Below are 23,534 nucleotides of genomic sequence, written 5' to 3'. Positions count from 1 at the left end.
CTTATAATCCTCTCCTTGCTAGGATTTCTTTAATTTGATTAATTTTTGAGACAGGGGAATGGAGGAGCAGAAGCATTCCAGCCAAATAAGAAAAGACAAATTTATAGCTGTGACTGACAATGGCCGCCATATAGCCGTCTTTAACAGAAAAATGAAATGTTGTTAAAGCTGCCGTCATGACAGATTCATATGTTGAGATGCCACCAGGTGTGATTTGAAAAATTTGTCCGCCAACGGTAATAGAGTTAACCCAAATAGCCTTATAAATCGAAAGACCACTGCCCATGGAAGCAGTAACGCCCCATATGACAACCCCTTCTAATGCCCAGCTCAAGGCAATCATAAGAAAAATAAGCAAGGCATTCCTTCCTGATAAATTGGTTTTAACTAATTGAATTTGCTTGTGAACAAATGTGGGAAGAAAACTCCACAACAGGATGCCTCCTACCAGACAAGCAATCGCTAAAATGACAATTACCAAAATTGAATACCGGAAAACAAACGCCTTTGCAAAAACAATCAAGCCAATAAAAGAAAAGAACAAGAGCATGGCCATATCGATAAACCGAAGTATAACCACAGATTGAAGGGATTCCCCCGGGCTCACCTGTTTTTCTCTTAAAGACAAAACGCCTATCCTCACGACATCGCCAAGCTTGATGGGGGTAATATGGTTAACGAATAGGCTTAAGAGCACTCCCTCGAGGCAACTATAAAACCTGACTCTATTCCCAAAATACAATTTCCAAGCTTCAGCCCTGAGTATAAACGATAAACTATAGCAAATCGTCACCCCAATAATCAGATAGGGGCTCTCCCAAAAGAACCGTTTCGTTTCTTTTAAAAATTCTCCAAAATGAAAATAGCGGATGGACAAATAAATAAAGATGCCAAAAAGAATGACCCCTGCTATGTATTTAAATCTCTTTTGCATGCGCCTTTGCCCATTCAATTGTTCTGCTTAGTCCATCCGTAAATGACATAGACGGGTAAAAGCCAAGCTCGCCCTTAGCCTTCGAAATATCTGCCCATGTTGATTGAACATCGCCCTGACGAAATCCAGCATGTTTGACCCTCATTCCGGGAAAAAAACCACGCAGCTGCTCGATTAACTCTTCAATCAGGATTGGGCTGCCTGATCCGATATTAAAAATACCGTATTGATCTTTTTGCTGAAACGCACTCATGATTCCAGAAACGCAATCATCAATATATGTATAGTCCCTGGCTGTTTTACTGCCAAATACGATAATTTCCTGGTCAGCCATCAACTGTTTAATAAATTTCGTGATCGCCATATCGGGACGTCCCCATGGTCCATAAACCGTAAAAAATCGCAGAATCGATACCTGATAATCATAAATGGTCGAGTAGGCATGACAAAATGCCTCTGCGCCGTACTTAGCCGCTGCATACGGGGAAACTACCTGTCCATTAGCCATTTCCTCTTTTAGCGGAATGTTTTGCTGGTCTCCGTAGACCGACGATGACGAAGCGAATATAAACTGCTTGGCACCTGCTTCGCCAGCAAATCTTAATACGTTAATAGTTGCCTTGATGTCATAATCTACATATTCATTGGGAACCAAAATCGAGTTTGGGACTCCCGGAATGGCAGCAAGATGAATGACAGTATCAGGCTTAAAAAAATGAAAAAGCTCCCTTACTTCCCCCTCATGATGAATCAGGCTCTTCTGATAAAAGGAAAATTCCCCGGCACGATTAATCATTTCAAGTTGCCGCTTTTTCCTTTCAACGGAGTAATACGGGTGTAACTCATCAATGATAAGCACTTGGTGCCCTTCTTTTATCAACCTGCTTGAAAGGTGGGAACCAATAAATCCAGCCCCGCCAGTGACAATTATTTTCAAGTAAAAACACCTCTACAACACAGTAATATGCCCATTTTCTCATAAGTGGAAACAAAAGGAAAAACCTTGCGTCTTTCATCAAGGTTTTTCCTGAAGATTATTTCGCCTTTTCTACGATCGTGTTCAGAGAAGCGATAAGTTCATCTACCTGGGCAACACCTGCATCCTTATCTTTCGCTTTTGCTGTTTCAACATATTCTCTCGCTTTATCAGTTAAGGAATTATACTCTGCTTCGCCAATAAGCGCTTTAATATCTTCACCAATCAAATCGATAAATAAAGCTCCCTCTAACCCGGTAATAACACCTTTATCTTCACCAATCGTTTCTTTACTTTCTTTGTATTCATCAATGGCAATTTTCGCAAAACCACGAATAAATGCTTTATTAACAGCCGCAGGATCAATGGTTTTGGCATCTGTTTCAAGATTAAATTGTTTTTCAATAAAGGCAGTTTCATCAGCAGCATGCTTGTTTAAGTAAGTATATATCGATTGGAAGAAAGCCCATCCTTCAGCCTGTTCAACCTTTGCAAGAGCAGCGTCCTTTTGTGCTTCAGCCGCTGCCTTTGTTGCATAGCCGTTTGGAAGCGCACCGGTTGCAAGATAGAACGTCTTCATTAATGTTTTATCGATTACTTGCTTACCTAAGTTAACTGCCAGTTGGTCATTATTCTTAATACCATTTTCAACTTCGCTAAAGCCGCCATCAATGGCGCTTACCATATTTGTTCCATAGGCAGCATCGCGCTTTTCAACAGTTGATTTGATGATGGCATAGAATTCTTTTGCTTCTTCAACCTCTTTATTTACTTCTTCGGTTTTGCCCCAGTTTTCACCAACCTCTGTGAACTCATGTTTGATTGTCGTATAGAATACCTTTTGCATTAATTTATCAAAAATTTGCCTTACAACCACTTTGTCCATGGACCCATCTTTACCTGCAGCTAAAGCGGCTGTTATTTTTTCGTCCAGAGTATCTTCGAATTCAGCATCACGTTTCTTAACTAATTCTTGTAAGTTTGCATTATACAAATCTGTTACTTTAGCAAAATCTACCTCTTTGCCTTCTTTGGCTTTATCAAGCTCAGCAATAGCTTCTTTATAAACATCTGCATATTTTACTTCTTCTTTTTCTGCGGCTTCTTTCTTTTCTGCCGGCTTTTCTTTATTTTCAACCTTCGGCTTGTTTTCTGTCTCTTCCGCTTTTCCACATGCACCAAGAATAAGTGAAATGGCCGCAAGCGATGTAATAAGTTTTAATTTTAGTGACATGTTGTAACTCCCCCAATTAATTTTTTATGTAAACCATTTATTTGATAATGATTATCATTCACATAACTGATTATAGGGAGAATGATTCTCAATGTCAATGTCCATTTTTTAGTTTTCACAAAATATACACGATTATTAGATAAAAAGACTGCCCTAATGAACTATTAAGGCAGTCAACTTTTTTTAAAATTTATATTTTGGATAACCAATGAATTTAAAATCTTTTCCCATTGGTGTAAAAGAACTGTCTGTTAATTCAACAGCATCACGCATTTTTTCTATACCGGTCCCTTCAAGGAAGGTTGGTGCATTAGTACCGCCAATTAGTTTAGGGGCAAAATATAGCACCACCTTATCGATCAGCTTTTTTTCAAGGAAAGATGCATGAACAGCCCCTCCCCCTTCAATAAACACCGAAGAAATTAGATTTTCACCCAAAATACGGACAACCTCTTCAGGACATACACGATTTGACCCATTTGTTTGAAAGACTTTGATTCCCAAATCCTCCAATCTATTGCGTTTTTCCTGATCATATTGTTCACCGGTAAAAATCCAGGTCGGCGCAAGGTTGTCTGTAACCACCTTAGCATCCAGTGGAATTTTTAAGGTAGAATCCAAAATAACTCGGAGCGGATTGCGTCCGTTCGGAATGCGTGCAGTCAATTCCGGATTATCCTTTATGACAGTATTGATTCCAACAAGAATGGCCATATGTTCATTTCGCAGTTGATGAACATCGTGTCTGGCTTCCTCTGAAGTAATCCATTTGCTGTCAGAGGTATGAGTGGCAATTTTCCCATCCAGGGTGGATCCAGCTTTCATTGTCACAAATGGCGTTTTTTGAACGATAAACTTATTAAATACCTCATTCATTCGGTTGGATTCCGCTTCCCGAACTCCAATCATTACCTCAATTCCAGCATCTTCAAGGATTTTAACGCCATTTCCCGCTACCACCGGGTTCGGGTCGAGGGTTGCGATTACTACCTTTTTAATCCCTGCTTCCACTAAGGCAACAGCACAAGGGCCTGTTCTTCCGTAGTGAGAACATGGTTCAAGGGTTACATAAATGGTCCCGCCCTTGGCTTTCTCACCTGCCATCCTTAAGGCGTGAATCTCGGCGTGCGGTTCACCGGCCTTCAAGTGGGCGCCGATTCCAACCACCCGGTTATCATTAACAATCACCGCTCCCACTAATGGATTCGGGTCTGTCTGTCCCTTCATAGCCTGTGCGTTTTTTAATGCCAGGTCCATATAAAATTCATGGTTAGTCATTAGGGCAGGTCCCCTCGTCCTTTAAATGGCCTGAACGGTTAATCTTTGTTTGCAGGTATTTCTCATTGTATTCGGATACATCTCCCCATAACGGTTTCCTCCCGGAAACAGGCAGCCCAGCGTCTTTTAATGCATCTAACTTTTTTGGATTGTTTGTAATCAAGGTTACCGGTTTAGAGCGCAATGCTTTAAGTACCTGTATGGCATCGCTATAATTTCTGGCATCATCCACAAACCCAAGTGCATGATTCGCTTCGACGGTGTCATAATTGTTTTCTTGAAGGATATAGGCCATTGCCTTGCTAAATAAGCCAATTCCACGCCCTTCATGATTGGCCAAATAAAACAAGGCGCCTGTCCCATGTTCGACAATCATTTTCATGGACCGTTTCAATTGAAAGCCGCAGTCGCATCTTTTACTGCCAAAAATATCGCCTGTGTGACAAATCGAATGCATTCGCATAATGGCATCCTCGCCGTAAGTGAAGTCGCCATAAACGAGAACGCTTGATTGTTGGAACTCGGCTAAGTTAACCGAAGACAATTTATCAATGATCCGTTCAAAATCCTCGGTTACCTCATGGCAATTCAGCCAGCAATACCACTTAAATATAACGGTTTCACCGTATAAATTTACAGGAAGGCGAATCGGGCCAACTAAATAGATGGCACCTTCTTCTGTCTTGATTAATTGAATTTTATCTTCAAGCACATCAAGCACTTTAGAATCCAATTTGGTATCTTTCATTATTCAATCCCCCTTAAGATTAGTTTGGGTAAAGGTATGTATTTTCATTTATAACACAAATAAAAAAGAGACTGAACTTTTCAGCCTCTAACATGATATCATGTTTGTTAATACGTGCATATTTATAAGTACTTGCGGTGAACTCCTTTACCATCATAGGAAAACAACATGGCCCTGTCTTCAATGGTAGTTTCCATATGGACAGGCCTGCCCCAAAGCTGATGAACATATGGCAGAACCTTCTCAAGATATTTGACATCAAGTTCTACACCCTCAAACCAATGCTTTAAATACAGCTCCCCATTTTTCATATAATCGCCATCATTCACAGTGATATATGGAAATCCGCCATTTACCCGCATATTTACCAATTGATCACGGACATGCTCCCATTCTTTATCAACAATCTTATAATCGCGGCCTTGCTTTTGGAAAAGATACATATCTTCCCTAAAGACTAAATCCTTGGTTAAATAATTCCGTAAGAAGGAAATATCCGATTCAATTTCCCTGACTTCAAAGATTTTCTCACGTCCTGAATTTGGCTCAACACCTCGTCTTTTCATTTCCTCAGACGGATTATTATATCTTTCCTCGATGTCTTCGAAAATTTTCAGACCAAGATAATAAGGGTTAATTCCCGTTTTCGACGGCTGAACAACCCCGGCATTTAATTTGGCAAACTCAATGGATTCTCCGCTTGTCAGATTCATTTCCCTTAATATCCTTTGATGCCAGAAAGAGGCCCAGCCTTCGTTTCGCAAAGGTGTTAAATGGTTTCTTGAGGCTTTTAACCTTTGCTGGAATATATGGATTCAATTTATCTGTTGATGAAACCCGGCAATCAGTGCTCGAAAAGGTTAGAAAAAGTGTAAAAAGCCCCTTGAGTTGTTCCTAAGGATTTTGTGTCGTTATAAAATCTTAAATTTTTGGTTAGAATGTTTCTGTGATTTATGTATTATGTGAAAACCATTGAGCTTGTTTTATGGCGATTTATATCACATTACAAATTTGGAAAAGACCTAGGAAAAAATCCTAGGTCTTTCATTTCAAAAATTCAGAAATGCTGCAGTCGGACCTCTACTATACAAGACCTTGGAGGAAATATGTCTATAAAGAAATATTTAAGAACAAAATTTATATCTCATTTTTATGCCTTTGGTATTATTTCAATTTGCATATGGATGGGGATTGGTCTTGCATTACTTGGATTAAATAACTATAAAGAAGACCCTTCAAAGCTTTTTCTGATAAATAGCGCTAAAACACCTAACCAAGGTAATGAACAAATGACCGATAAAACAAATAAATCGAATCAAGCCTCTAATAAAAATAAATTGGAAAGTAATAAGAGCGAAAGTTGGAGTGATTTGTTAATCAAGCCAATTATAACGTCGGAATTCAATCAAATAATTTTTAGAGGACTATTTTTATTGCTAATTTGGATTTTGTTCTTCCTTTTAATTCCAATAGCATCACAAAAGTTAAAAAGATTTAAACTTGGTAATTTAGAAATTGAAGTTAATCCAACAGAAATTGCGGTTCTACAATCAAACGAAATCCATCTTGTTGTGACCTCATTCCTATACAATTTAACAACAAGTGATGTAAAAGGGAAAGCGTTTAGTTTTGTTAAAAGTCAATCCGTTGATTATATGGGCTTGATGAATTTTTTACTACAGGAATACAAAAAATATTATGAGGAGAATTTAGATAGTCGCTTTGATTACGAAGTAATTGAGTACAACAATGATCAAAATTACAATCCTCAAATATTAAATATGGTCCTCTCGTCTAAACAAGAAAAAATTCCAAAAACTAAAAATACACCAAACCCGTTTATTGAAAATCGTTTGATTCTTTATATTGAGTTCAACTTTGATGAATCCAAGGTTGAAAACGAAGCTTATTTCATTCACCTGCACAGTTATTCTTACCAATTTGATTTATTTGACAAACATACAATTCAATCGATTGTTAATAATTTTGATTCCTTGGTTGATTTGATTACTCAGGCAATGACAATTGATGTTTTATCAAGTCAAATATCAAATTCGGAGAACCCTATTGAGTAAATTGTCCTTTATAAAGAATTAATGTATAATATTATAAAAGGAGCGATCAAATATGAAAAAAGTTCCGGATACTTTAAACATTGATAATGTGATAAAACGCGCCAGAAAAAATTTAGAAGTCGGAAAAGGCTTAAAAAATAAAGAGTCCGTAATAAGACCCTTTAAGGCTAATTTAACTCGAGATGATGCGAGCGTAAAAAAAGTGTTTAACGCTTTAAAACAACGTGTTTATTAAAACCTTCTATTACATTTGAAGGTTTTTTTTTGTTTTTATTAAAGTAATACTTTTCAACTATTGCTTGTAGTGTTTCGTTGTTACCGATGAATTCACTTGGTTCTCTGAATTCCATCATTTTAGAATTTATTTTAGATAAATCATTGAATTGATAACCGTTTAAAAACTGTTTGTATATTTGACTAATTCTCAAAATACTTCACTCCTCCCATAGGCTATTCACCTTTATTTCTATTCCTTTTATTCATAATTTATATTTGAAATCCTTGAAATTAATACATTTTGGTGAGAAAAGACTAAGAAGCCATTTTTAGATTTAAATCGCAAGCTTGTTCTCCCCTATTATAATGTGCAGCTCGGAGGAATTCGTCGAAAAACTCCATAATTAGAGCATAAACAATTAGACTATAGGCAGTGAAATTCCCAATTAAAGCAAATATCCTTTTAGCTAAATTTTCATTGCTGAACATTGAAACAATGCTTAAAGGAATGCAAAAAACAGAACAAAGAAATCCAGTAATGCAAACATTCGAAGGATAGGCTCCGCGATATCGTACGAAGTTCTTGATGAAACAAAAATTGATATCGGCATAACAATTATCGTAGCCAGGGCTGTAAAGAAAGATATTTTAGTGAATATCTCCAACTTTTTCCTTTCAAATAAACTCACCTCAATTTAGAAAATCAAATCACAATGATTTGTGTATTTAATTTCCACTTTTAAATATATATGTAATTAACAGCATGACATTGACAATTGAAAAGGTGATTTTATGGGGGGATTTGCATGCAAAATAAAATAAAAAAGAAATCATATAATTCCAGATTAGAAGAAATAAAAGAATTATTTATGCGCTTGGACACAAAAAAAGTTGGCGGCAAAGATTTTAAAGAAATTGCTGAAGAATTAATAAATCTTGCAGGTCTAATTTATGTTACAACGATGGAAGACGATACCCGGGTTGACATCTCTATCGAAAAAAAGTTAACCGCAATAGAAAAGAAAATTAAAAATCAATTCAGGACGATAAGGTGATTGATTCAGCTTTTCCCCGTAATAAAAAAAGAGATGATTACAGACCTACAACAAAAGCGCCTTAATAAAAGACGCTTTTTTGTTTAGTAATTTTCAATGATAAATCGTGTCGATTTAGATAATTCCAGCTCAGTGTTTAATATGACAGATAATTGGTTTGAAATAGGGTATATTCCACATTAAAGGAAAATAATACAAGGAATAATAGAAAGTTATGATAAAATCAAGGAGGGGGGATTTAATTATATATGAATAAGTTTGGAATTTTTTCAATCGTAATGGTGTTGAATAGCGTTCTTATGTTTTTAATTCTCAGAGGTCCGAACGCAAATTTGCCGTTAATTATTATAATTTTAGGTTCTCTTTCACTCCTCGGAATAATTTTTGCTGTAATTTCTAAGAACTGGGTATCGGGAGTTATTGGCGTTGTATCTAATGGTGGGGTGTTAGTTTGTGTATATCTCTTATTATTAGCTTACGGAATAGCTGGATAAATTTCACTTTGTTCAACAAAAGGAGGTATTATGGCGATGTTTGGGTTGCTAAATCTTGCAAGCCTCGTGCTTGGACTAATCGCTTGGATACTTCCTGTTGTTAGTCTAACACGTGAGAAAAAACAGGAAAATAAAAATTGGGTTGTTTTATCCATTATTAGCATCAGTGCTTGCGGTATTTCATAATGTTTCCAAATTTTTTATACCTATCATAAGGTAACAGTTGAGGATTGGGGTGCTCTTATGGACACAATGTACGCTGTGGCGTTCGCCTCAGCAGCTCTTCTTATTGTTACTATCATATTAAATGCAATTACTTTGAGTGTATATCGGAACAAAACGGCAAAATAGAGTCAATTTAATGCTAAATTAATAAAACATCGGTGCTAAAACCGATGTTTTTTGCATATCGCACATTAATGATAATAATCATAAAATGTGGTTTTAACTTCCGTTATTCGTTCTTCATCTTAAAGGAGAGTTACTTAGTAAATTAGTTGTTCATTTAAATAACAAATTCAAAACCGGTCGGTTTTTCGAATGGAATTTTATATTCTTTAAAGACAAATTTAAGTTCTGAATTATTGTCCGGTAACGCTGGCGATACAATAAAAGTAAATGATCTATGCCCTCTGGAGCCTCCGCCTCCTTCGTTTCGGCAGTCGTATTCAGTCCCTTTTCCGTCCTCTATTGAAAGACCAAACCAGGTATGGTTACGCTCTCGAAAATCTCCAGGAGACTCGTTAGAATCATCTCTATCGATGGTAAAATGAACAATGCTCGCATTTTCAAATTGGCGCATAAATGTTACCGAATAAAACGAATCATCTTTTTCAAATGATTTTAAGATTGGTATGTTTTTTAGAAAACCTTGTGGCTCTACAACAGGCTTATACATCTCTTCGTTTAAAAAATATGCGAATACGCCATTTAAAAAGTCTTCATAAGAACCATATTTTTTAGACCATTCTGAAATAAGATGTTTAGGTGGAAAGCCAGGATTATTATTTGAAAGGTCTTTCCGTTGTTTTATTAATTCACAAATTTGTTCATCAATGGTTTCAATTCGATCATCATAGTGTTCTGTGGGTGGTTCAAATGGCAATCGTTTCATATTTCCGCCTCCAAAATGAATTAAATTTAATCAGGAAAAATTTAGCTAACCGGTTCCATATTAACTATCTTTTGTGAAAGCTGCATTAAATAATATTCATTGTTTTTATTTATCTGGAACGTTGCTTCATCAATTATATTAGAGCTTATAAGTATATTTTTAAATTTTAAAAGGAATAATTTTTTAAAAAACAAAGAACGATTAGGTTCAATTTTAGCAGAGATATCCCATAGCCATTTTTCAAGACCAATGCTAATCGATTTTTTTCTAAAAGATTCATTAATATTTAATGTCTTGCTTCTTACCGGCTTCCTTTCTGTGTTTGCGCCTAATAATCTGTTTTCATAAAGTTTTAAACTTAAATATACTTCTCCGTATAACTCAGATACTTCATCGGTATCCTTCATCAATTTTTGGACGATTAGATAATTCTTTATTTCTTCTTTCATTAAATCACTAAAGAATTTGGATCTGTTTTTTTCAAATCGGTCAATCGTTTCCCATATCCAACATTCAAGATTAATGCTACTGATAGTTTTCCTTGATTTTTCTCCCATACTTCCATCCCAATTATTGCAGCGTTTAAGTTAATTTTTCATCATTTTACAATAATAGTCAAAAAAAATGCTTTCCTAAGCGTAAGATTGGAAAAACTCAACGATTAGGCAGTCTATGTGATAAAATAGGACTAAAACTGCTAAAGGAGAACTCCATGATTTGGATTTTGGTGCTAGTCGTTCTGTTTGCTTTTTTGATGGGATTTTTCCAGGTTCCCATCTGGATCATGTATAGCGTATTGGCTGTTGCTATTGTTTTTATCTTTTCTCGACACCCACTTTTATTTGGAAAAGATGCCGAAAAAATAATGATGTATTTAAAAAAATCCAAATCGCCACATTTGCAATTCCTTTACCATTTTCTTCAGGGGAACCTACAGGCGGCTGAACAAACCGTCGGGAAAATCCGTTCCAAAAAATTAAAACGAAACTCTGAATTGATGCTCTTAATGGAACGGAAACAATACGAAAAAGCAAAAGAGCTTCTTTCGCAAATGAGTGGGCATAAAACAAAATGGTACGCTTTGTCGGATATCGCTATTCAAGAAGGTGATGTGGAAGAATTCAAACAAAATAAAGAGAAGATAACAGACACCTTTTTTTTAAATATGTTAGAAGTCGATCATGCCGTTTATGATGGGAAAAAGGAAGAAGCGGTTGCGCAGCTCGATAACATGATTCCTAAGCTAAGAGGTTATAAATTACTGACAGCCGTCCAGTATCGAAAGCAAATACTTGAAGGAAGAGTCTAAAGCCCGAAAGCAAATGATTTCGGGCTTTTATAAAAGCATCAATATTATAAGCAATTCCTGCACATTTATTTACCATGATTGCTATCGGTTCCCCTCTTCCAAAAAGAACCTAACAAAATCTCTTCCAAATTGGGATATTTCCAATTTATCTTTTGATTTAAATTTTGGCACCTTCAATCTTGGCAGTGAACCCTTAAACTTTGGATTTGTTAACTTATCTAGATAAGCATATAAATCTTTAAAGATTTTAGAAATTTCATCTAAATCTTCTGTAATATTTAGCTCAGTTATAGTCGTAAGAAGTCCGATTCTTAACAGATTCCTACGCACCGAATCGTATTGATCATAAGTAATTCCGTGCCGTTCCATTATATCCCGATAGGTTTCGTTATTTTCATTATCAAACCTATACTTTACAGAATACATTAGCCTTAATACCGAAATATCAATCATACGGAGTTCTTTTAGCACATCGTAATACGTTAGGATAAAATCATCCGTCACCTGCTCATGTTCCGTTATATTAACAAATCCATTTACCATAAATTGAATTTTCTCTTCTTGCTGTTCGTCAATCACAAAATCTATCACGTATTTAAACAAGTCATCTATTCTATTTTTCTGTTCTTGCGATTTGCTCTCCAAATTTAATTGAATCTCATTAAGCCTTGCGAGGAATTCATCGGTCATCCGTTTGATGTTCCTTTCAAACCGCGCCCTTTTATAACCTGTAATTGCCCCGGAAACCCCGGGAATTAATGAACCGGCGGTATCAATTAATATTTCACCGATAATGCTTGTCAATGATTCTTTTGCAGCATCTGTTAATGAGTCACTCCCAACATCCAAAATTGTTTCTATTATCAGATCTTGACCCGTATCTTTTATGTCTTTCTTTTTACCATAATCCAAGGACATTCACTCCATTGTACCGATTTCCATAATCTGTTTTATTTTATCAGCTGAAAGAATAATTAGACAAACATAATATTAATTTATTTAAAAGGTACATGGAAATTTATGCCAAAATTAAATTTAAAGTAATCGCATTTAAAGGATTATAGCGGTATGAGAAAGGGGGAATAAAATGCTAATTTTTTCTGTCATCGCATTTTCAGCCTTATTTGTTGCTATTGTATCAAACAGTGGGTCTAACCTTTATACCTTTAATTTTGGCAATTGGATACTCTTTTGGCTGGATAAAGAACAAAATGCACAGCGCGATATTTCTTTGTTTAGGTGCTTTATGTAGACGATGCTGTGCTGTTTTTCCCATTTAGATTTTTAAGCTAATGAATAAAAACAGCTCAGAATAAGTCGGTTATTCATCACTCAGCTTTTATCATTATATCCACCCGAAAAAAGTGTTTCAAAAATTCGTTAATTATAAAAGGAGCGCTGCCAGTGAAAAAATGGTTTGTCTTAATATTGTTATCGGTTTTGTTAACAGGCTGTCGATCATCACCATTTAGTGGTAATGCCATAATTGATTGGGTTGATTTTGTCAAATGGGATGGTAAAAGTTACGAGGGAATTTATAGCGGTGCTTTGGCTGACGAAAAATACATTGGCGAAAAAATGGGGACGGTTAAGTTCAAAGTCGCCGACAATGTCACAAATACAAATTATAAAACTAGAGACGGAGATGCAGCATTCCATGAAAAAGGAACAGAAATCTTTGCAATTAAAGGGTATCCAAATTTTATCGCAGTTAAATCTTCTCGTGACATAAATGGATATCGGATATATTATTCAAGCGACGATTCAGAATACAAATGGCATTATAAGGATATGCCTATTGAAACGATTGTTCGAATAGAAATATATCAAGCCTACACACCGGAAGGCGCCAAAAAAATTGTAGAATTGAATAATGTTGAAGATGTAAAGAAATTCCTTCAAATTTTAAATAATGGCAAGATAGAACCGAACTTCCAGCCGAAAACGGAAAAAGGGGATCCAATTTATTATCAAATGCTTTTTTATGCAGATGGACCTATTGCTTATAAATATGACCTCCAATTCGATGGATACACATATTTCTGGCATCCTTGGGATACTTCTATTTTATCGAAAGAAATTGGGGTGTTTTTACCAAAAAACTAAGATTCGATTAATCTTGATCAAAAGAAATTCAGATAATTACGGAGAAAGTCAGTATAAAAAAGCGCCATCCGGCGCTCATATTTGTTCGTTGATTTATTCTGAATATATCAACTCAGCATCAGTAATAACGTAGGAATCCTCCATGATAAAACAATCATCATCGAAAGCTGTTTGGGTTAAAAATCTTAACCGATTTTTTCGAGCAAAAGGTTTTAAAAATTCGATATGATTTGCTATCAGTCTGTTGTATAGTCTGATTTCATCATCCTCTAATTTCAAGCGTTTTATTTCATCTGGATGAGTATACACTTCTCCTAGTATCCAGTCATCGGTGAAGGCAAGAGACACAGTTATCATTCCGCTAGGAATAACAATCGGCAAACGAATAGTCTTTGTCTCAGTGCAACAGTCATCAGCTTTAGTGACATTTTTCATCCTCCTTCCGTAATAAATTGCCCAATCCTCATTTGCTCAATCGTGAATAATTCATATACGATGAGAAAAAATGTTGGAAAACGAACAACAAAGAAATGATGGTGACCGACTTAGCGAATCTTGTTGCATTGCCCGATGAAATGGATGTTACAGTGAAAACGTTTTGATTTGTAACAAAAAAAGCGCCTAAAGGCGCATATAATCGACTCAAAAAATGGATGGAACGTTTTCAAGGAGTTGCAACCAAATACCCAGATAATTGCCTTTATTGGTTCCGTTGGCTTGATTTAGGAAAGAACCTAGCATTTAAAAAACAAGTGGAACAAATGCTTATTTCAGCTTGTCAAAAATCTAATTATACTACAATTGAGATGCTGAGAAGTGCATAAAAAAGACCTCAATCAAAAGGTCTAAGTTGATGTTATAGAGTTATTTTTGACTTAATGGTAGCAACAAAATCTTCTACATTATCACTTGTTAAATGAGTAAATCTTACTGTATCTTCTTTATGTTTAATTGAAATATATTTGTTCATTAACCCTTTTTTTAATGAAATTTCACTTATATCTTTGTATTGGTATTCAACAAATTCGCTTCTAGTAAAAGAATCTGCACAAAAAATAAGTTTATTTTGGGTTGCTGCGAGTATACCTGGTCTCATCGTGTTTCTATGTATTAACACTTCTAAAGAACACCGTATGTTTGCTAAAACCTTATCACCATTATCCAATTTTTGTTTTATAGTTTCTATATTTGCTTGCATTTAAAATCGCCCTTCCTTACTTTCGATAAATCTTAATAATTAGAATTACAAGGCATTTTATCATAGAAATCAAAATATGCAAGGCTAGTATCTAAAAACAACAATCTTTTAGAAAACAGCTATTTAAAAAGAGCATTTTTATTTAGCTTGTATGGAATTGCATTCCATTGAATTAACAGAATGGTAACGTAATCTAGTTCCATACTTTAATTTACTGATTTCCTTAGAAGTTAGTTTCTGGTTCTCCATAAATTCACCTCTTGGATTAGCCTTTAATATGAATTTATGTGGAAATAACATATATTAGAAGCGCAAAAAAAAGAGGGGTTGCCTCCTTTTTTGTGCTTGCGAACTAAGCCGGATCGTTCAACAATTTATATACATGTTCTCCCATATACTCTTCAAGCTGTGAACGGAATAAATCATCTTCAAGCACTTTCCCGAAGAATCCTTGGTTTTTTTCATATCCTTCAACGACGTATTCCATGAAGCGTTTTCTGAATCCTAAAATAAAATCGTCGTACGGATTGTTCTGTGCTTGCGTTTTAAGCGTATCATCGCTTGCAGCGATATCAACAATCTGCTGTATGTTTAACTTTTCATGTTCGCCGAATTCTGTGCCATTTTTCGAATTCAATCTCTCTAGTATAATCGTAAGTGGATCTTTTGGAGAAACAATAAATCACCTAGCATACAGAACGGTTTCGGATACAAAGTAATAATCAAGCTGGTAAAAAGTATCAACTTGTCTCATCATTCCTGACTTTTCGTCATACATTTTGTTAAGGAGTTCAAAGGGGGAATGTTTTTTGAACAGGGAAGAACGTAAAGCGCTCGAGTATGCAATCGATGAAATTACGGAAATAGCAAGTGGCTTTGGTTTAGATTTTTATCCGATGCGTTATGAAATTTGTCCTGCCGATATTATTTATACGTTTGGAGCATATGGGATGCCCACTCGATTTTCCCATTGGAGTTTTGGCAAGCAATTTCATAAAATGAAGCTTCAATATGATTTTGGGTTAAGTAAAATTTATGAGCTGGTGATTAATTCGAATCCATGTTATGCCTTTTTGCTTGATTCCAATTCACTGATTCAAAACAAACTAATCGTTGCCCACGTTCTTGCCCATTGTGACTTTTTTAAAAACAATGCACGTTTTCAGAATACGAAGCGTGACATGGTTGAAAGTATGGCAGCAACAGCGGAAAGAATTCATCATTACGAAATTGAATTCGGAAAAAAAGAAGTGGAAGCCTTCTTGGACGCCGTTCTGGCGATTGATGAACATATTGACCCTTCTTTGGTACGACCTAAACTGGCTTGGTCGATGGACAATGAGGACGAGGAAGATGAATTCCAAGTTGTCACACCATATGACGACCTTTGGGGCTTAGATGCAAAGGATAAGCAACCAAAGAAAAACCCAAAGAAGAAGAATTTCCCGCCCAAACCAGAAAAGGACTTATTATTATTTATTGAATCATATAGCAGAGAACTTACCGAATGGCAAAGAGATATTTTGACAATGATGCGGGAAGAAATGCTATATTTTTGGGCGCAGTTAGAAACCAAAATTATGAATGAGGGATGGGCTAGTCTATGGCACCAGCGCATTATAAGGGAATTGGATTTAACGACCGGTGAATCAATAGAGTTTGCTAAATTAAATGCTGGAGTCGTACAACCGTCCAAAACGGGAATTAACCCTTATTATCTTGGTCTCAAAATCTTTGAAGATATCGAGGAGAGATACAATAACCCTACAGAAGAAATGAAGCGAAGAGGCATCATTCCAGGTTCAGGCATGGAAAAAATCTTTGAGGTTCGGGAGATTGAATCCGATATATCTTTCCTTCGCAATTATTTAACCAAAGACCTTGTGATGCGGGAAGATATGTATCTATTCCAAAAGCAAGGGCGTGATTATAAAATTGTCGATAAACAGTGGGAGCATGTCCGCGACCAGTTAGTGAATATGCGCGTCAATGGCGGATTCCCTTATATCACGGTTAACGATGGGGATTATTTGAAAAACGGCGAAATGTATCTAAAGCACTGGTATGAGGGGATTGAACTAGACATTAAATACATGGAAAAGGTGCTGCCATATATCCACCAGCTATGGGGGAGAACGGTTCATATGGAAACAGTCATCGAAGAAAGAAGAATGCTTTTCACCTATGACGGAAAAGGTGTTCATCGGAAATACTTATAGCCATATTGATTAAGAAGAGCTGCAATCTGCAGCTTTTTTTTGTGATGTTTTACTATGATTACTGCCCACGACTGGCAGCCGGACCTATAACTCTTACGCCATAATATTAATGACGGGTTCACTAATGGTTTACATAAAATAAGCCCTTTGACGGACGTCAGTTAATCCTGTTTTATAAGGAAGTCGATACAGTTATACAGCGCTGCTGATTTGTCGCACATCCTTTCCACCAACAAAAAAGCGCCTAGCAGGCACCCTTAAAGTAAATCGATTTCTCGCTTGACTGAATTTGAACGGTAATGAAATGCTATTCTATTCCTCTTCTTCTACGCCATTCCGCTTCTTCAGCGTCCCAGCGGTCGTGTATATCCTGAATGATTTTATATCGGGGACTGGACTTTTCTATCGGTAAGCCACGCAAAAAACATTCAATAACATAATCAACAGAGGGTACATTGTAAAATATTTCATCCCAAAGCCACTTGTCATCAAAGCACTTTAAATCCTCTGCCCAAAAATAAGGGATGTTATGAAGAGTGTCCCAGTAGTCTTTAATTTCATCTTCATGGAAAATCCCTTTACGCGAATCCAGTAAAAAATGAACCAAGATACTTAGATATCCCTTCTGTTTTTCTTGAAAAGTTAATTTGTCGAGTATAGACATCATCTCATCTTTAGTAATTTCCATCGCTAAACCTCCTGCTCTATGTTGTTACCAGTTAATCTGAATCACGTCCTGTCATCTACTAGGTCAATCTCGATTTTGGCTATTCTCTCACCACTCCTGCGTGTCTGCTTGTATGTAGCAAAGACGTTATAAATCCCTCCACAGATAAGTGTATCGAACACGACAGCCATGGCGTCCCCTAGCTCACCTGCCATGTCCTCACCAGAAGTGATGCAGTCGATTTCTTCCCAAACACCTTTCGCTGGCGAGGGGATAACGACGACATTCTCCTTTATAATTTCGGAATAGCTCCTTATGGTCTTCTCTATCACCTGAAGCTCTTCTAACTCGTCTGCCTCAATTCTAAAAATCCCTGTCGAGTGCTCGTCGTCATCCTCTCCCTCGGTCTCCGTAATCACTTTAAACCCATCGACTTCAAGCATCTTTGCCACTTGTTTGGCACCTTGCCCCCAGAAAGTGACAGCCTTCTGGGTTTTGTCGAACCTCCACTGCTCGTTGTGAAGACGAATCCAGTCGGGGTCAATAATCATCACCTTTCCCGAGTCAACTTCAATCTGACCTATTAGCGCTCTCCTCATGTCATCATTCTGAATTGCCATCCAAATCGTCCCCTCTTTCTTTTAACGCTTTTTGTCTTCTGTTTTTTTATAAAAACTTTTTTGTTCTTTTCCCTTTTTCGAAGTACAATGTTCTTCATTTCTTGTACAGCATTCAAATTAATTTAATTTATTCTACGATTTAAATTTATTTCCTCCGTTTTTATTTCGATATTTATTTGCCCGATTCGTCATTTATTTTAAGATTATTAAATGTCAAGAGTATCTAATGCCAATCAATCCGAGATAGGATAGCGCTTGACTGGCTGGAAAACAAACAATTTAATACCATTACAAATAATTTTTTCAAGTATCGTAACTTTGGTTTTAATAAAAATAGACCACCAACTAGGCGGTCTATTGATCAATATTGTATTGACAGGAAAGTTCTATGTATAGCTATGATTTAATACCAGCCTCCTTTTGTGCTTCAATTTGCACCAGGGAGTTCTGTTCATTCAGCAACACTAGTGTGTAGCTAGGCTACATATCTTTTTCCTTCTATTACAGTCCTAAAAAGGGGCACACCTTTCATTGGCTAACTCTTTAATTTTCGGACCCTTTTTCTTAAGGTTTTTATTATTTTCATACTAAAATAACGACATCTTTTTGATTCCTAAAAATTTATCCATTAAGCGGTCGTTTTTCGAACACACTTAAAATATTTAATTTTCATTTCGGAATTCCTATTGGATATTTTAGGCAATTATCTTGATAGGAGTAATTGCATACAAAAACGCTCAGATTTTTGCGCTCTAAGCGTCAAATTTTTAGTCGGTTCTTCAACTAAAGCACCCGTTAGCCAGCCATGAATCAACACTTCACCACAGAGAATGAAAGATAATTACGTTCTTTCATGGAAGCTTAAGTAGAAAATATCACAATCTTAACTAACAGATTAGTTGTCTTCATTAAATCCCTATGAATGGCTATTTTGTACGTGTTAAAACGAATTATAGACTAAAGGAATTATAATCAAATATGCACTTACTATTGCCATTACAATATATGGTGCAGACTCCCCATTAGGTTTCTTAATAGCGTTAATAATCCCAATAATAAATGTTAACGGTGTAATAAATACTGCGAGTGCACCAATTCCAGCAATAAATTCTAATACTTCTACCATATAAACTCCCTACTAAAATTTGATTTAGTACGCATTTTTTTACTAATGCATAGCACATTAACATCATAATACCATAATAAACTATATGGTTATTAAAGTATCCTGCCGGTTAGCACAAAAAGCAAAAAAGACCGCAGCAGCGATCCATTCTTGAATTCTTGCACCCGTTAGTTTAAATACTTCTATTCACAAACTTAAGTCTTAAGCGAGCAACTACACCAGAATTCATTACTTATGGTTAACGGGTGTCCAAAAACAAGTTTCCATTGTCCATTTTCATTCGTAACAGATAAAATTTGCATATAGCTATGGTTTGGATATTTGATTATCATTTACATTAAGGAATTAATACTATACTCCTTAAACAAGTGGCTTTTTTACAGGAAAAATATGATGTACGTCTTACATTTTATGTGAATAAGATCACGATTTTTATTATTTTGCAATGCGAAATGGTAAGTTATGGTACCATTTAAGTATACAGAAAAATTCAAAAAGAGGGGAGTTAATTATATTGAAAAAAAACTTAACTATTGTTATTACTTTATTGGTATTAATAGGTTTAAGTTTCGGATTATCGCATTATGTTCATTCGAATTTCTTTGATTATTCCTGTTTCGTAGGATTAGCCGTTACCTTAATAATTTGGTTTTTTACTTCAAAGGGAGGGGTAACATCGCGGTATCTTGATGATACAGTTCAAGGAACCACCGGTATAAAAACAGAACGCCAAAAATTTGAATTTTCACCCAACCTGGCTTTTATTACATCGTTGATTTATACCGTTGTTACCTTTGCCGCAATGCTTTATCAATACAGAGATTATTTATAATAAAGTAAATATAGGAATTTAAAAGAGCTTGGAAAACCACGCTCTTTTGAATTCTTGTTTTTTGAGAGTTAATTATCCTTGCAGGATAATAGAGGTTTCCATTCTTAACTAATATCGCTCCATGATTTCAATTGTATCAATCCCCAAAAACTAACAATTGATTTATAAACGTTTTCACTGATAAGTTGGATAACGGTTCCTAAACAGAAAGCAGGGGGCATTTTTTTTGTTGGTAAAAGGAAGCAAAGTAATATTCGATTCAAAAATGTATGTAATTCATTGGATATATGATAGCGGGTACTGCGAAATTAAAAACGATGACTATATTAAGTTAGTTAAACTTTCAGACCTTACACCACTAGAATAAGCATCAATCAGATTTTTCTGATTTGGGAACCATTAAGCACTCTCTAAACGGGTGCTTTTTTATTTCCAAGATACATCTAATACAAAATCTATTTTGTTGTTACCTATTTCTTATTACAGGAATGCTGTCCGTTTGTTTAAAAACAAAGCAGCCACTTGGGTGATTCCATTCCAGATAATCGGTACATATCTTTAATATATATTTGCCGAAACCTAATTTTATAAAAATAGACCACCAATAATAACATGGTGGTCTTCTGTTCAAAATGACTCATTCATTATTTTATTTCGATCGATTGACCAGTCCTTGGAATAAAAGAATTGGTTAACGGATGACCAAAAACCAGTTTCCATTGCCCATTTTCGTTCGTAACCGGTAAATTCTTCATATAGCTATGGTTTGGATATTTGATTTTCACTTGTACAATCGCTAACGAATCCGAAATATTATTTACTCCATATGTCATTATTTCTGGTGTCGGCTGCTCGCTTAAAGCTTGTAGTTGATCATCAATTTTTTCACTCAGAGACTCAGGCAAAATTTTAATAAAGGATTTCATTTTCTCCATATCCTGCTCTTTTATGGCGTCAGTGTAATCTTTAAACAGTTGTGCGACTTCTGCTTCCTTGGCTGTTCTTTTTGTTTCATTTGTATTTTTGACTCCAGCTGGCGGAACGCCCATGACTATTTTCCATTTTCCATCTTTTTTTATGACAGGTGTTGTTCTAATATTTGCCGTTTCTTCGTTGACTAGGCTAAAATTCTTTATTTTGGCTTGTTGTAGCGGGTTATGCTGGCAGTATCTTGAGTACATTTCCTTTAGATTCCCTATATCTTTATGGAAATATTCTGACCTATCCACCATCATATCCACATTACAATTTTTTTGTGCTTTAAGGAAATTTTCGACCGCTGTTAACGCTTCATCTTTTGTTGCTGCTTCTGCGCTTAAACCATAAAAGGAAAATACCAGGAGCAATGCAAAGCATAGCTTGGCTTTTATTTGCCTCTTTATATAATCAGGCATTTCCCCCACCTCATTCATCATAGTTCATTCCTATTATTTTTCTCATAAATTTTTAATTTATGTACAATTTCTAGATACATCAAGGAAATAATACTACTAAATAGTAATTTGAATAGAGGTGGTAAATTGCCCTTTTTTAATCCGTATTGCAATGATTCTTATTTTGTTAAATAGTCATCCGGTGATTACCATGGCGGAAGAAATTAAATATAACCACAACAGCCCAACTATTTCAGAAATAAAGAAGAAAACTGATTTTACCGTCCTAGTGCCGAAAAAAATACCAAATGATTGGACGCTGGAAATCAAAACAACCCTTGGTGTCATGCTCCATTATATGAACAGTCAGGATACAAAGCTCATGGTCGCGATTCACCAGAAAAAGGAAATTCCAATATCCGATGCCGATTTCCCTGATGCAGAGATTGAGGATATTAATGGATGTAAGGGTTATTTTCAGGAATGGATTGATAACGGTAAAGTGGATAAGCATGGGGAGATTGTTTCCGGCGGTTTACTTCAATGGGCACAAAACGGAACAAATATCATGATGACTAGCTGGAGCTTATCGAAAGATGAAATGTTAAAAATCGCAAGGTCTATGGATTAGCTAGTTTACAAATTCATTGAATAAAGGAGATGAAATATGAGCAAGAGGTTTTCCTTTTTATTACTTATTCTCGGTATCATATTTGGTGGAACAAATAATGTAACGGTATTTGCAAAGAAGCCACCTAAAAGTGTATGTATAGAGGAATCAGAAAAGCAATGGAAAAAATTTAATAGCAAAGTGCTAAAAGATATTATCAGGAGTTATAACATAGATTTATCCGGCTATCAAGAACTTACGTACCATGACCTTGCTTTAAAAGTAGGGGATAATCTTTATGACCATTCCGATAAAATCACATTACAGCATTTATTTGTAGGCTCTAGTATTGGATCGATGAGATTGTTCTTAGAAAATGGCTTAGAAGGAACCAAGGGTTATTTTCTTTATAAAAGAATTGATGGTAACAATGTAGTAAAGGTATTACACAAAGAAGGTAAAGTTTGGGTTGTCATGTCCGTACACGAAACGAAAGCAAATAGCTTTTACTTAAAGCCTTTCAATTGGAATATATGCTCTGAAAATTAGAAAAAGCAGCTATGATATTAGCTGCTTTTTATTCATTAACGGTCACGCCCTTCACTTTTTTTTCTTCTAGTATGATCAGCAATTTTATGGCAGCCATACGAGAATTGCAAGAGATAAAAAACTGATTGCAGCTGCATCAAAAAAATGGTGACAATTTTTGAAATAAAATTTATAGATTAAAAAAAGGACCCCTTCAGAGGTCATTTTTTTTGTACTTCTTCATGTTCGTACTTAATTAACTTAATTTTATTAATACCTTTAGGAACTTTGGTTGTATTTAACACCGATGGCTCAACAGCAAAATATAGAGTGTCTTTACCAACAACAGTTCCATTTTTTGCAGAAGGAAGCAATGTAGCTTTTAATATATAACTAAATTGGTTTTCAATATCTTCATCTAGATTTCTTGTTGTACGTATAAACACAGAACCTTTATTTTCCTGCATTCCATAACCTTGAATATTGTTATCCTTATAATAATTTTGAACATAGCTTAGTATCTCTTTGTGGTAAAGATCAAGCATAAAGTATCCAAATATTTGATTATTTACTTCAGCTGATGGTGGAAATTCTATTGTTTGAGTATTGCTTGCGTTGGTAATAACCGTAAATGAAAATATACACAACAAAATTGCTAAAAGTGAACTTATAATTATTTTATTCACATTAACACCTCCATTTATAATATTTGTAATAAAATATTATTTATACAAATAAATAATATGTATTTCTTCCATTTAAATTACATTTTTTATATATTTTTACATTTTTTTGAAGGAATTACGTAATTAATAGCGAATT

Annotated in this window: 28 protein-coding genes and 2 pseudogenes; 12 read left to right on the top strand and 18 right to left on the bottom strand. The window is 35.5% G+C overall.

Annotated features, from left to right (window positions below; all coding sequences use genetic code 11):
- Nucleotide 1: 1 nt before the first annotated feature.
- The 6 genes and pseudogenes from ACZ5AE_RS07330 to ACZ5AE_RS07305 form a co-directional block, all read right to left on the bottom strand.
- Entirely contained in the window at nucleotides 2-934 is a 933-nt protein-coding gene (locus tag ACZ5AE_RS07330) for a lysylphosphatidylglycerol synthase transmembrane domain-containing protein (RefSeq protein ID WP_464570861.1), read from the bottom strand.
- Nucleotides 918-1,871, bottom strand: coding sequence for an NAD-dependent epimerase/dehydratase family protein (locus tag ACZ5AE_RS07325; RefSeq protein ID WP_464570859.1), 954 nt, complete (start codon nucleotides 1,869-1,871; stop codon nucleotides 918-920). Before ACZ5AE_RS07325 ends, ACZ5AE_RS07330 begins: the two co-directional genes overlap by 17 nt.
- Nucleotides 1,872-1,968: 97 nt before the next feature.
- Nucleotides 1,969-3,144 (bottom strand): hypothetical protein, encoded by a 1,176-nt coding sequence (locus tag ACZ5AE_RS07320; RefSeq protein ID WP_464570857.1) that lies wholly within the window; start codon nucleotides 3,142-3,144, stop codon nucleotides 1,969-1,971.
- A gap of 183 nt (nucleotides 3,145-3,327) precedes the next feature.
- Nucleotides 3,328-4,422, bottom strand: a complete 1,095-nt coding sequence (gene ribD, locus ACZ5AE_RS07315) for a bifunctional diaminohydroxyphosphoribosylaminopyrimidine deaminase/5-amino-6-(5-phosphoribosylamino)uracil reductase RibD (RefSeq protein WP_464570855.1) — start codon at nucleotides 4,420-4,422, stop codon at nucleotides 3,328-3,330.
- The gene (locus tag ACZ5AE_RS07310) at nucleotides 4,415-5,170 is read right to left on the bottom strand and encodes a GTP cyclohydrolase II (protein ID WP_464570853.1); all 756 of its coding nucleotides are present in this window, start codon (nucleotides 5,168-5,170) and stop codon (nucleotides 4,415-4,417) included. The genes ribD and ACZ5AE_RS07310 overlap by 8 nt, the downstream gene beginning before the upstream one ends.
- A 122-nt stretch (nucleotides 5,171-5,292) precedes the next feature.
- Nucleotides 5,293-5,940, bottom strand: a pseudogene (locus ACZ5AE_RS07305) (SpoVR family protein); the annotation flags it as partial.
- 192 nt (nucleotides 5,941-6,132) lie between these two features.
- Between ACZ5AE_RS07305 and ACZ5AE_RS07300 the strand changes: the two are divergent.
- A complete protein-coding gene (locus ACZ5AE_RS07300; RefSeq protein WP_464570851.1) occupies nucleotides 6,133-7,245 on the top strand; it encodes a hypothetical protein in 1,113 nt (370 codons plus the stop codon).
- Nucleotides 7,246-7,297: 52 nt separating this feature from the next.
- A complete protein-coding gene (locus ACZ5AE_RS07295; RefSeq protein WP_464570849.1) occupies nucleotides 7,298-7,480 on the top strand; it encodes a hypothetical protein in 183 nt (60 codons plus the stop codon).
- Here ACZ5AE_RS07295 and ACZ5AE_RS07290 read toward each other — a convergent pair.
- Entirely contained in the window at nucleotides 7,452-7,673 is a 222-nt protein-coding gene (locus ACZ5AE_RS07290) for a hypothetical protein (protein ID WP_464570847.1), read from the bottom strand. The genes ACZ5AE_RS07295 and ACZ5AE_RS07290 overlap by 29 nt on opposite strands.
- A gap of 594 nt (nucleotides 7,674-8,267) precedes the next feature.
- Between ACZ5AE_RS07290 and ACZ5AE_RS07285 the strand changes: the two genes are divergently transcribed.
- The 3 genes from ACZ5AE_RS07285 to ACZ5AE_RS07275 all read left to right on the top strand — a co-directional run bounded on the left by ACZ5AE_RS07285 (nucleotide 8,268) and on the right by ACZ5AE_RS07275 (nucleotide 9,196).
- Complete coding sequence (locus ACZ5AE_RS07285) at nucleotides 8,268-8,516, top strand: hypothetical protein (RefSeq protein ID WP_464570845.1); 249 nt, start codon at nucleotides 8,268-8,270, stop codon at nucleotides 8,514-8,516.
- A 248-nt stretch (nucleotides 8,517-8,764) separates the two neighbouring features.
- Nucleotides 8,765-9,010 carry a hypothetical protein gene (locus tag ACZ5AE_RS07280; protein ID WP_464570843.1) on the top strand — a complete coding sequence of 82 codons (246 nt, stop codon included), beginning with the start codon at nucleotides 8,765-8,767 and terminating at the stop codon, nucleotides 9,008-9,010.
- A 36-nt stretch (nucleotides 9,011-9,046) separates the two neighbouring features.
- Nucleotides 9,047-9,196, top strand: a complete 150-nt coding sequence (locus ACZ5AE_RS07275) for a hypothetical protein (protein WP_464570841.1) — start codon at nucleotides 9,047-9,049, stop codon at nucleotides 9,194-9,196.
- A gap of 319 nt (nucleotides 9,197-9,515) precedes the next feature.
- On the opposite strand, the gene ACZ5AE_RS07270 is transcribed toward ACZ5AE_RS07275, so the two are convergent.
- Entirely contained in the window at nucleotides 9,516-10,124 is a 609-nt protein-coding gene (locus tag ACZ5AE_RS07270; RefSeq protein ID WP_464570839.1) for a hypothetical protein, read from the bottom strand.
- Nucleotides 10,125-10,165: 41 nt separating this feature from the next.
- Nucleotides 10,166-10,681: a hypothetical protein gene (locus ACZ5AE_RS07265; RefSeq protein WP_464570837.1), complete on the bottom strand. Its 516-nt coding sequence runs from the start codon at nucleotides 10,679-10,681 to the stop codon at nucleotides 10,166-10,168.
- Between the two features lie 155 nt (nucleotides 10,682-10,836).
- Here ACZ5AE_RS07265 and ACZ5AE_RS07260 point away from each other — a divergent pair, with 155 nt between their 5' ends.
- On the top strand, nucleotides 10,837-11,433 hold the full coding sequence (locus ACZ5AE_RS07260) for a hypothetical protein (protein ID WP_464570835.1): 597 nt from the start codon (nucleotides 10,837-10,839) through the stop codon (nucleotides 11,431-11,433).
- Between the two features lie 81 nt (nucleotides 11,434-11,514).
- Here ACZ5AE_RS07260 and ACZ5AE_RS07255 read toward each other — a convergent pair whose 3' ends face one another.
- Complete coding sequence (locus tag ACZ5AE_RS07255) at nucleotides 11,515-12,345, bottom strand: hypothetical protein (protein WP_464570833.1); 831 nt, start codon at nucleotides 12,343-12,345, stop codon at nucleotides 11,515-11,517.
- Nucleotides 12,346-12,837: 492 nt separating this feature from the next.
- On the opposite strand from ACZ5AE_RS07255, the gene ACZ5AE_RS07250 reads away from it, so the two are divergent.
- The gene (locus ACZ5AE_RS07250; protein ID WP_464570831.1) at nucleotides 12,838-13,539 is read left to right on the top strand and encodes a hypothetical protein; all 702 of its coding nucleotides are present in this window, start codon (nucleotides 12,838-12,840) and stop codon (nucleotides 13,537-13,539) included.
- Nucleotides 13,540-13,632: 93 nt separating this feature from the next.
- Here the strand turns inward: ACZ5AE_RS07250 and ACZ5AE_RS07245 are convergent, their stop codons facing one another.
- Nucleotides 13,633-13,974 (bottom strand): hypothetical protein, encoded by a 342-nt coding sequence (locus ACZ5AE_RS07245; protein WP_464570829.1) that lies wholly within the window; start codon nucleotides 13,972-13,974, stop codon nucleotides 13,633-13,635.
- Between the two features lie 197 nt (nucleotides 13,975-14,171).
- On the opposite strand from ACZ5AE_RS07245, the pseudogene ACZ5AE_RS07240 reads away from it, so the two are divergent.
- Nucleotides 14,172-14,363 (top strand): annotated as a pseudogene (locus ACZ5AE_RS07240) (IS1595 family transposase); the annotation flags it as partial.
- A gap of 32 nt (nucleotides 14,364-14,395) precedes the next feature.
- On the opposite strand, the gene ACZ5AE_RS07235 reads toward ACZ5AE_RS07240, so the two are convergent.
- Nucleotides 14,396-14,737: a PH domain-containing protein gene (locus ACZ5AE_RS07235; protein ID WP_464570827.1), complete on the bottom strand. Its 342-nt coding sequence runs from the start codon at nucleotides 14,735-14,737 to the stop codon at nucleotides 14,396-14,398.
- A gap of 352 nt (nucleotides 14,738-15,089) precedes the next feature.
- On the bottom strand, nucleotides 15,090-15,374 hold the full coding sequence (locus ACZ5AE_RS07230) for a hypothetical protein (RefSeq protein ID WP_464570825.1): 285 nt from the start codon (nucleotides 15,372-15,374) through the stop codon (nucleotides 15,090-15,092).
- Nucleotides 15,375-15,546: 172 nt separating this feature from the next.
- Here ACZ5AE_RS07230 and ACZ5AE_RS07225 point away from each other — a divergent pair, with 172 nt between their 5' ends.
- Nucleotides 15,547-16,956, top strand: coding sequence for a SpoVR family protein (locus ACZ5AE_RS07225; protein WP_464570823.1), 1,410 nt, complete (start codon nucleotides 15,547-15,549; stop codon nucleotides 16,954-16,956).
- Nucleotides 16,957-17,263: 307 nt separating this feature from the next.
- Here the strand turns inward: ACZ5AE_RS07225 and ACZ5AE_RS07220 are convergent, their stop codons facing one another.
- The 3 genes from ACZ5AE_RS07220 to ACZ5AE_RS07210 all read right to left on the bottom strand — a co-directional run bounded on the left by ACZ5AE_RS07220 (nucleotide 17,264) and on the right by ACZ5AE_RS07210 (nucleotide 19,369).
- Nucleotides 17,264-17,644, bottom strand: coding sequence for a hypothetical protein (locus tag ACZ5AE_RS07220; protein WP_464570821.1), 381 nt, complete (start codon nucleotides 17,642-17,644; stop codon nucleotides 17,264-17,266).
- A 41-nt stretch (nucleotides 17,645-17,685) separates the two neighbouring features.
- Nucleotides 17,686-18,243 carry a hypothetical protein gene (locus ACZ5AE_RS07215; protein WP_464570819.1) on the bottom strand — a complete coding sequence of 186 codons (558 nt, stop codon included), beginning with the start codon at nucleotides 18,241-18,243 and terminating at the stop codon, nucleotides 17,686-17,688.
- Between the two features lie 940 nt (nucleotides 18,244-19,183).
- On the bottom strand, nucleotides 19,184-19,369 hold the full coding sequence (locus ACZ5AE_RS07210; protein ID WP_464570817.1) for a hypothetical protein: 186 nt from the start codon (nucleotides 19,367-19,369) through the stop codon (nucleotides 19,184-19,186).
- Between the two features lie 514 nt (nucleotides 19,370-19,883).
- Between ACZ5AE_RS07210 and ACZ5AE_RS07205 the strand changes: the two genes are divergently transcribed.
- Nucleotides 19,884-20,201, top strand: coding sequence for a hypothetical protein (locus tag ACZ5AE_RS07205; protein ID WP_464570815.1), 318 nt, complete (start codon nucleotides 19,884-19,886; stop codon nucleotides 20,199-20,201).
- 644 nt (nucleotides 20,202-20,845) lie between these two features.
- On the opposite strand, the gene ACZ5AE_RS07200 is transcribed toward ACZ5AE_RS07205, so the two are convergent.
- The gene (locus tag ACZ5AE_RS07200) at nucleotides 20,846-21,616 is read right to left on the bottom strand and encodes a hypothetical protein (protein WP_464570813.1); all 771 of its coding nucleotides are present in this window, start codon (nucleotides 21,614-21,616) and stop codon (nucleotides 20,846-20,848) included.
- Nucleotides 21,617-21,746: 130 nt separating this feature from the next.
- Between ACZ5AE_RS07200 and ACZ5AE_RS07195 the strand changes: the two genes are divergently transcribed.
- Nucleotides 21,747-22,205, top strand: a complete 459-nt coding sequence (locus ACZ5AE_RS07195; RefSeq protein ID WP_464570811.1) for a DUF4367 domain-containing protein — start codon at nucleotides 21,747-21,749, stop codon at nucleotides 22,203-22,205.
- Nucleotides 22,206-22,241: 36 nt separating this feature from the next.
- A complete protein-coding gene (locus tag ACZ5AE_RS07190) occupies nucleotides 22,242-22,733 on the top strand; it encodes a hypothetical protein (protein ID WP_464570809.1) in 492 nt (163 codons plus the stop codon).
- A gap of 200 nt (nucleotides 22,734-22,933) precedes the next feature.
- On the opposite strand, the gene ACZ5AE_RS07185 is transcribed toward ACZ5AE_RS07190, so the two are convergent.
- Nucleotides 22,934-23,398, bottom strand: a complete 465-nt coding sequence (locus ACZ5AE_RS07185; protein ID WP_464570807.1) for a hypothetical protein — start codon at nucleotides 23,396-23,398, stop codon at nucleotides 22,934-22,936.
- Nucleotides 23,399-23,534: the final 136 nt, after the last annotated feature.

The organism is Neobacillus sp. S1227, from assembly GCF_055385255.1.
Note: the sequence above shows the minus strand (reverse complement) of the source record. Positions and strands in the feature narration are given on the sequence as shown.

What these genes read in the sequence shown, in the direction of transcription:
- ACZ5AE_RS07330 (WP_464570861.1), bottom strand. Translation starts at nt 934, where the DNA reads ATGCAAAAGAGATTTAAATACATAGCAGGGGTCATTCTTTTTGGCATC.
- ACZ5AE_RS07320 (WP_464570857.1), bottom strand. Translation starts at nt 3,144, where the DNA reads ATGTCACTAAAATTAAAACTTATTACATCGCTTGCGGCCATTTCACTT.
- ribD (WP_464570855.1), bottom strand. Translation starts at nt 4,422, where the DNA reads ATGACTAACCATGAATTTTATATGGACCTGGCATTAAAAAACGCACAG.
- ACZ5AE_RS07310 (WP_464570853.1), bottom strand. Translation starts at nt 5,170, where the DNA reads ATGAAAGATACCAAATTGGATTCTAAAGTGCTTGATGTGCTTGAAGAT.
- ACZ5AE_RS07295 (WP_464570849.1), top strand. Translation starts at nt 7,298, where the DNA reads ATGAAAAAAGTTCCGGATACTTTAAACATTGATAATGTGATAAAACGC.
- ACZ5AE_RS07285 (WP_464570845.1), top strand. Translation starts at nt 8,268, where the DNA reads ATGCAAAATAAAATAAAAAAGAAATCATATAATTCCAGATTAGAAGAA.
- ACZ5AE_RS07280 (WP_464570843.1), top strand. Translation starts at nt 8,765, where the DNA reads ATGAATAAGTTTGGAATTTTTTCAATCGTAATGGTGTTGAATAGCGTT.
- ACZ5AE_RS07275 (WP_464570841.1), top strand. Translation starts at nt 9,047, where the DNA reads ATGTTTGGGTTGCTAAATCTTGCAAGCCTCGTGCTTGGACTAATCGCT.
- ACZ5AE_RS07270 (WP_464570839.1), bottom strand. Translation starts at nt 10,124, where the DNA reads ATGAAACGATTGCCATTTGAACCACCCACAGAACACTATGATGATCGA.
- ACZ5AE_RS07265 (WP_464570837.1), bottom strand. Translation starts at nt 10,681, where the DNA reads ATGGGAGAAAAATCAAGGAAAACTATCAGTAGCATTAATCTTGAATGT.
- ACZ5AE_RS07260 (WP_464570835.1), top strand. Translation starts at nt 10,837, where the DNA reads ATGATTTGGATTTTGGTGCTAGTCGTTCTGTTTGCTTTTTTGATGGGA.
- ACZ5AE_RS07245 (WP_464570829.1), bottom strand. Translation starts at nt 13,974, where the DNA reads ATGAAAAATGTCACTAAAGCTGATGACTGTTGCACTGAGACAAAGACT.
- ACZ5AE_RS07235 (WP_464570827.1), bottom strand. Translation starts at nt 14,737, where the DNA reads ATGCAAGCAAATATAGAAACTATAAAACAAAAATTGGATAATGGTGAT.
- ACZ5AE_RS07220 (WP_464570821.1), bottom strand. Translation starts at nt 17,644, where the DNA reads ATGGAAATTACTAAAGATGAGATGATGTCTATACTCGACAAATTAACT.
- ACZ5AE_RS07215 (WP_464570819.1), bottom strand. Translation starts at nt 18,243, where the DNA reads ATGGCAATTCAGAATGATGACATGAGGAGAGCGCTAATAGGTCAGATT.
- ACZ5AE_RS07210 (WP_464570817.1), bottom strand. Translation starts at nt 19,369, where the DNA reads ATGGTAGAAGTATTAGAATTTATTGCTGGAATTGGTGCACTCGCAGTA.
- ACZ5AE_RS07200 (WP_464570813.1), bottom strand. Translation starts at nt 21,616, where the DNA reads ATGATGAATGAGGTGGGGGAAATGCCTGATTATATAAAGAGGCAAATA.
- ACZ5AE_RS07195 (WP_464570811.1), top strand. Translation starts at nt 21,747, where the DNA reads ATGATTCTTATTTTGTTAAATAGTCATCCGGTGATTACCATGGCGGAA.
- ACZ5AE_RS07190 (WP_464570809.1), top strand. Translation starts at nt 22,242, where the DNA reads ATGAGCAAGAGGTTTTCCTTTTTATTACTTATTCTCGGTATCATATTT.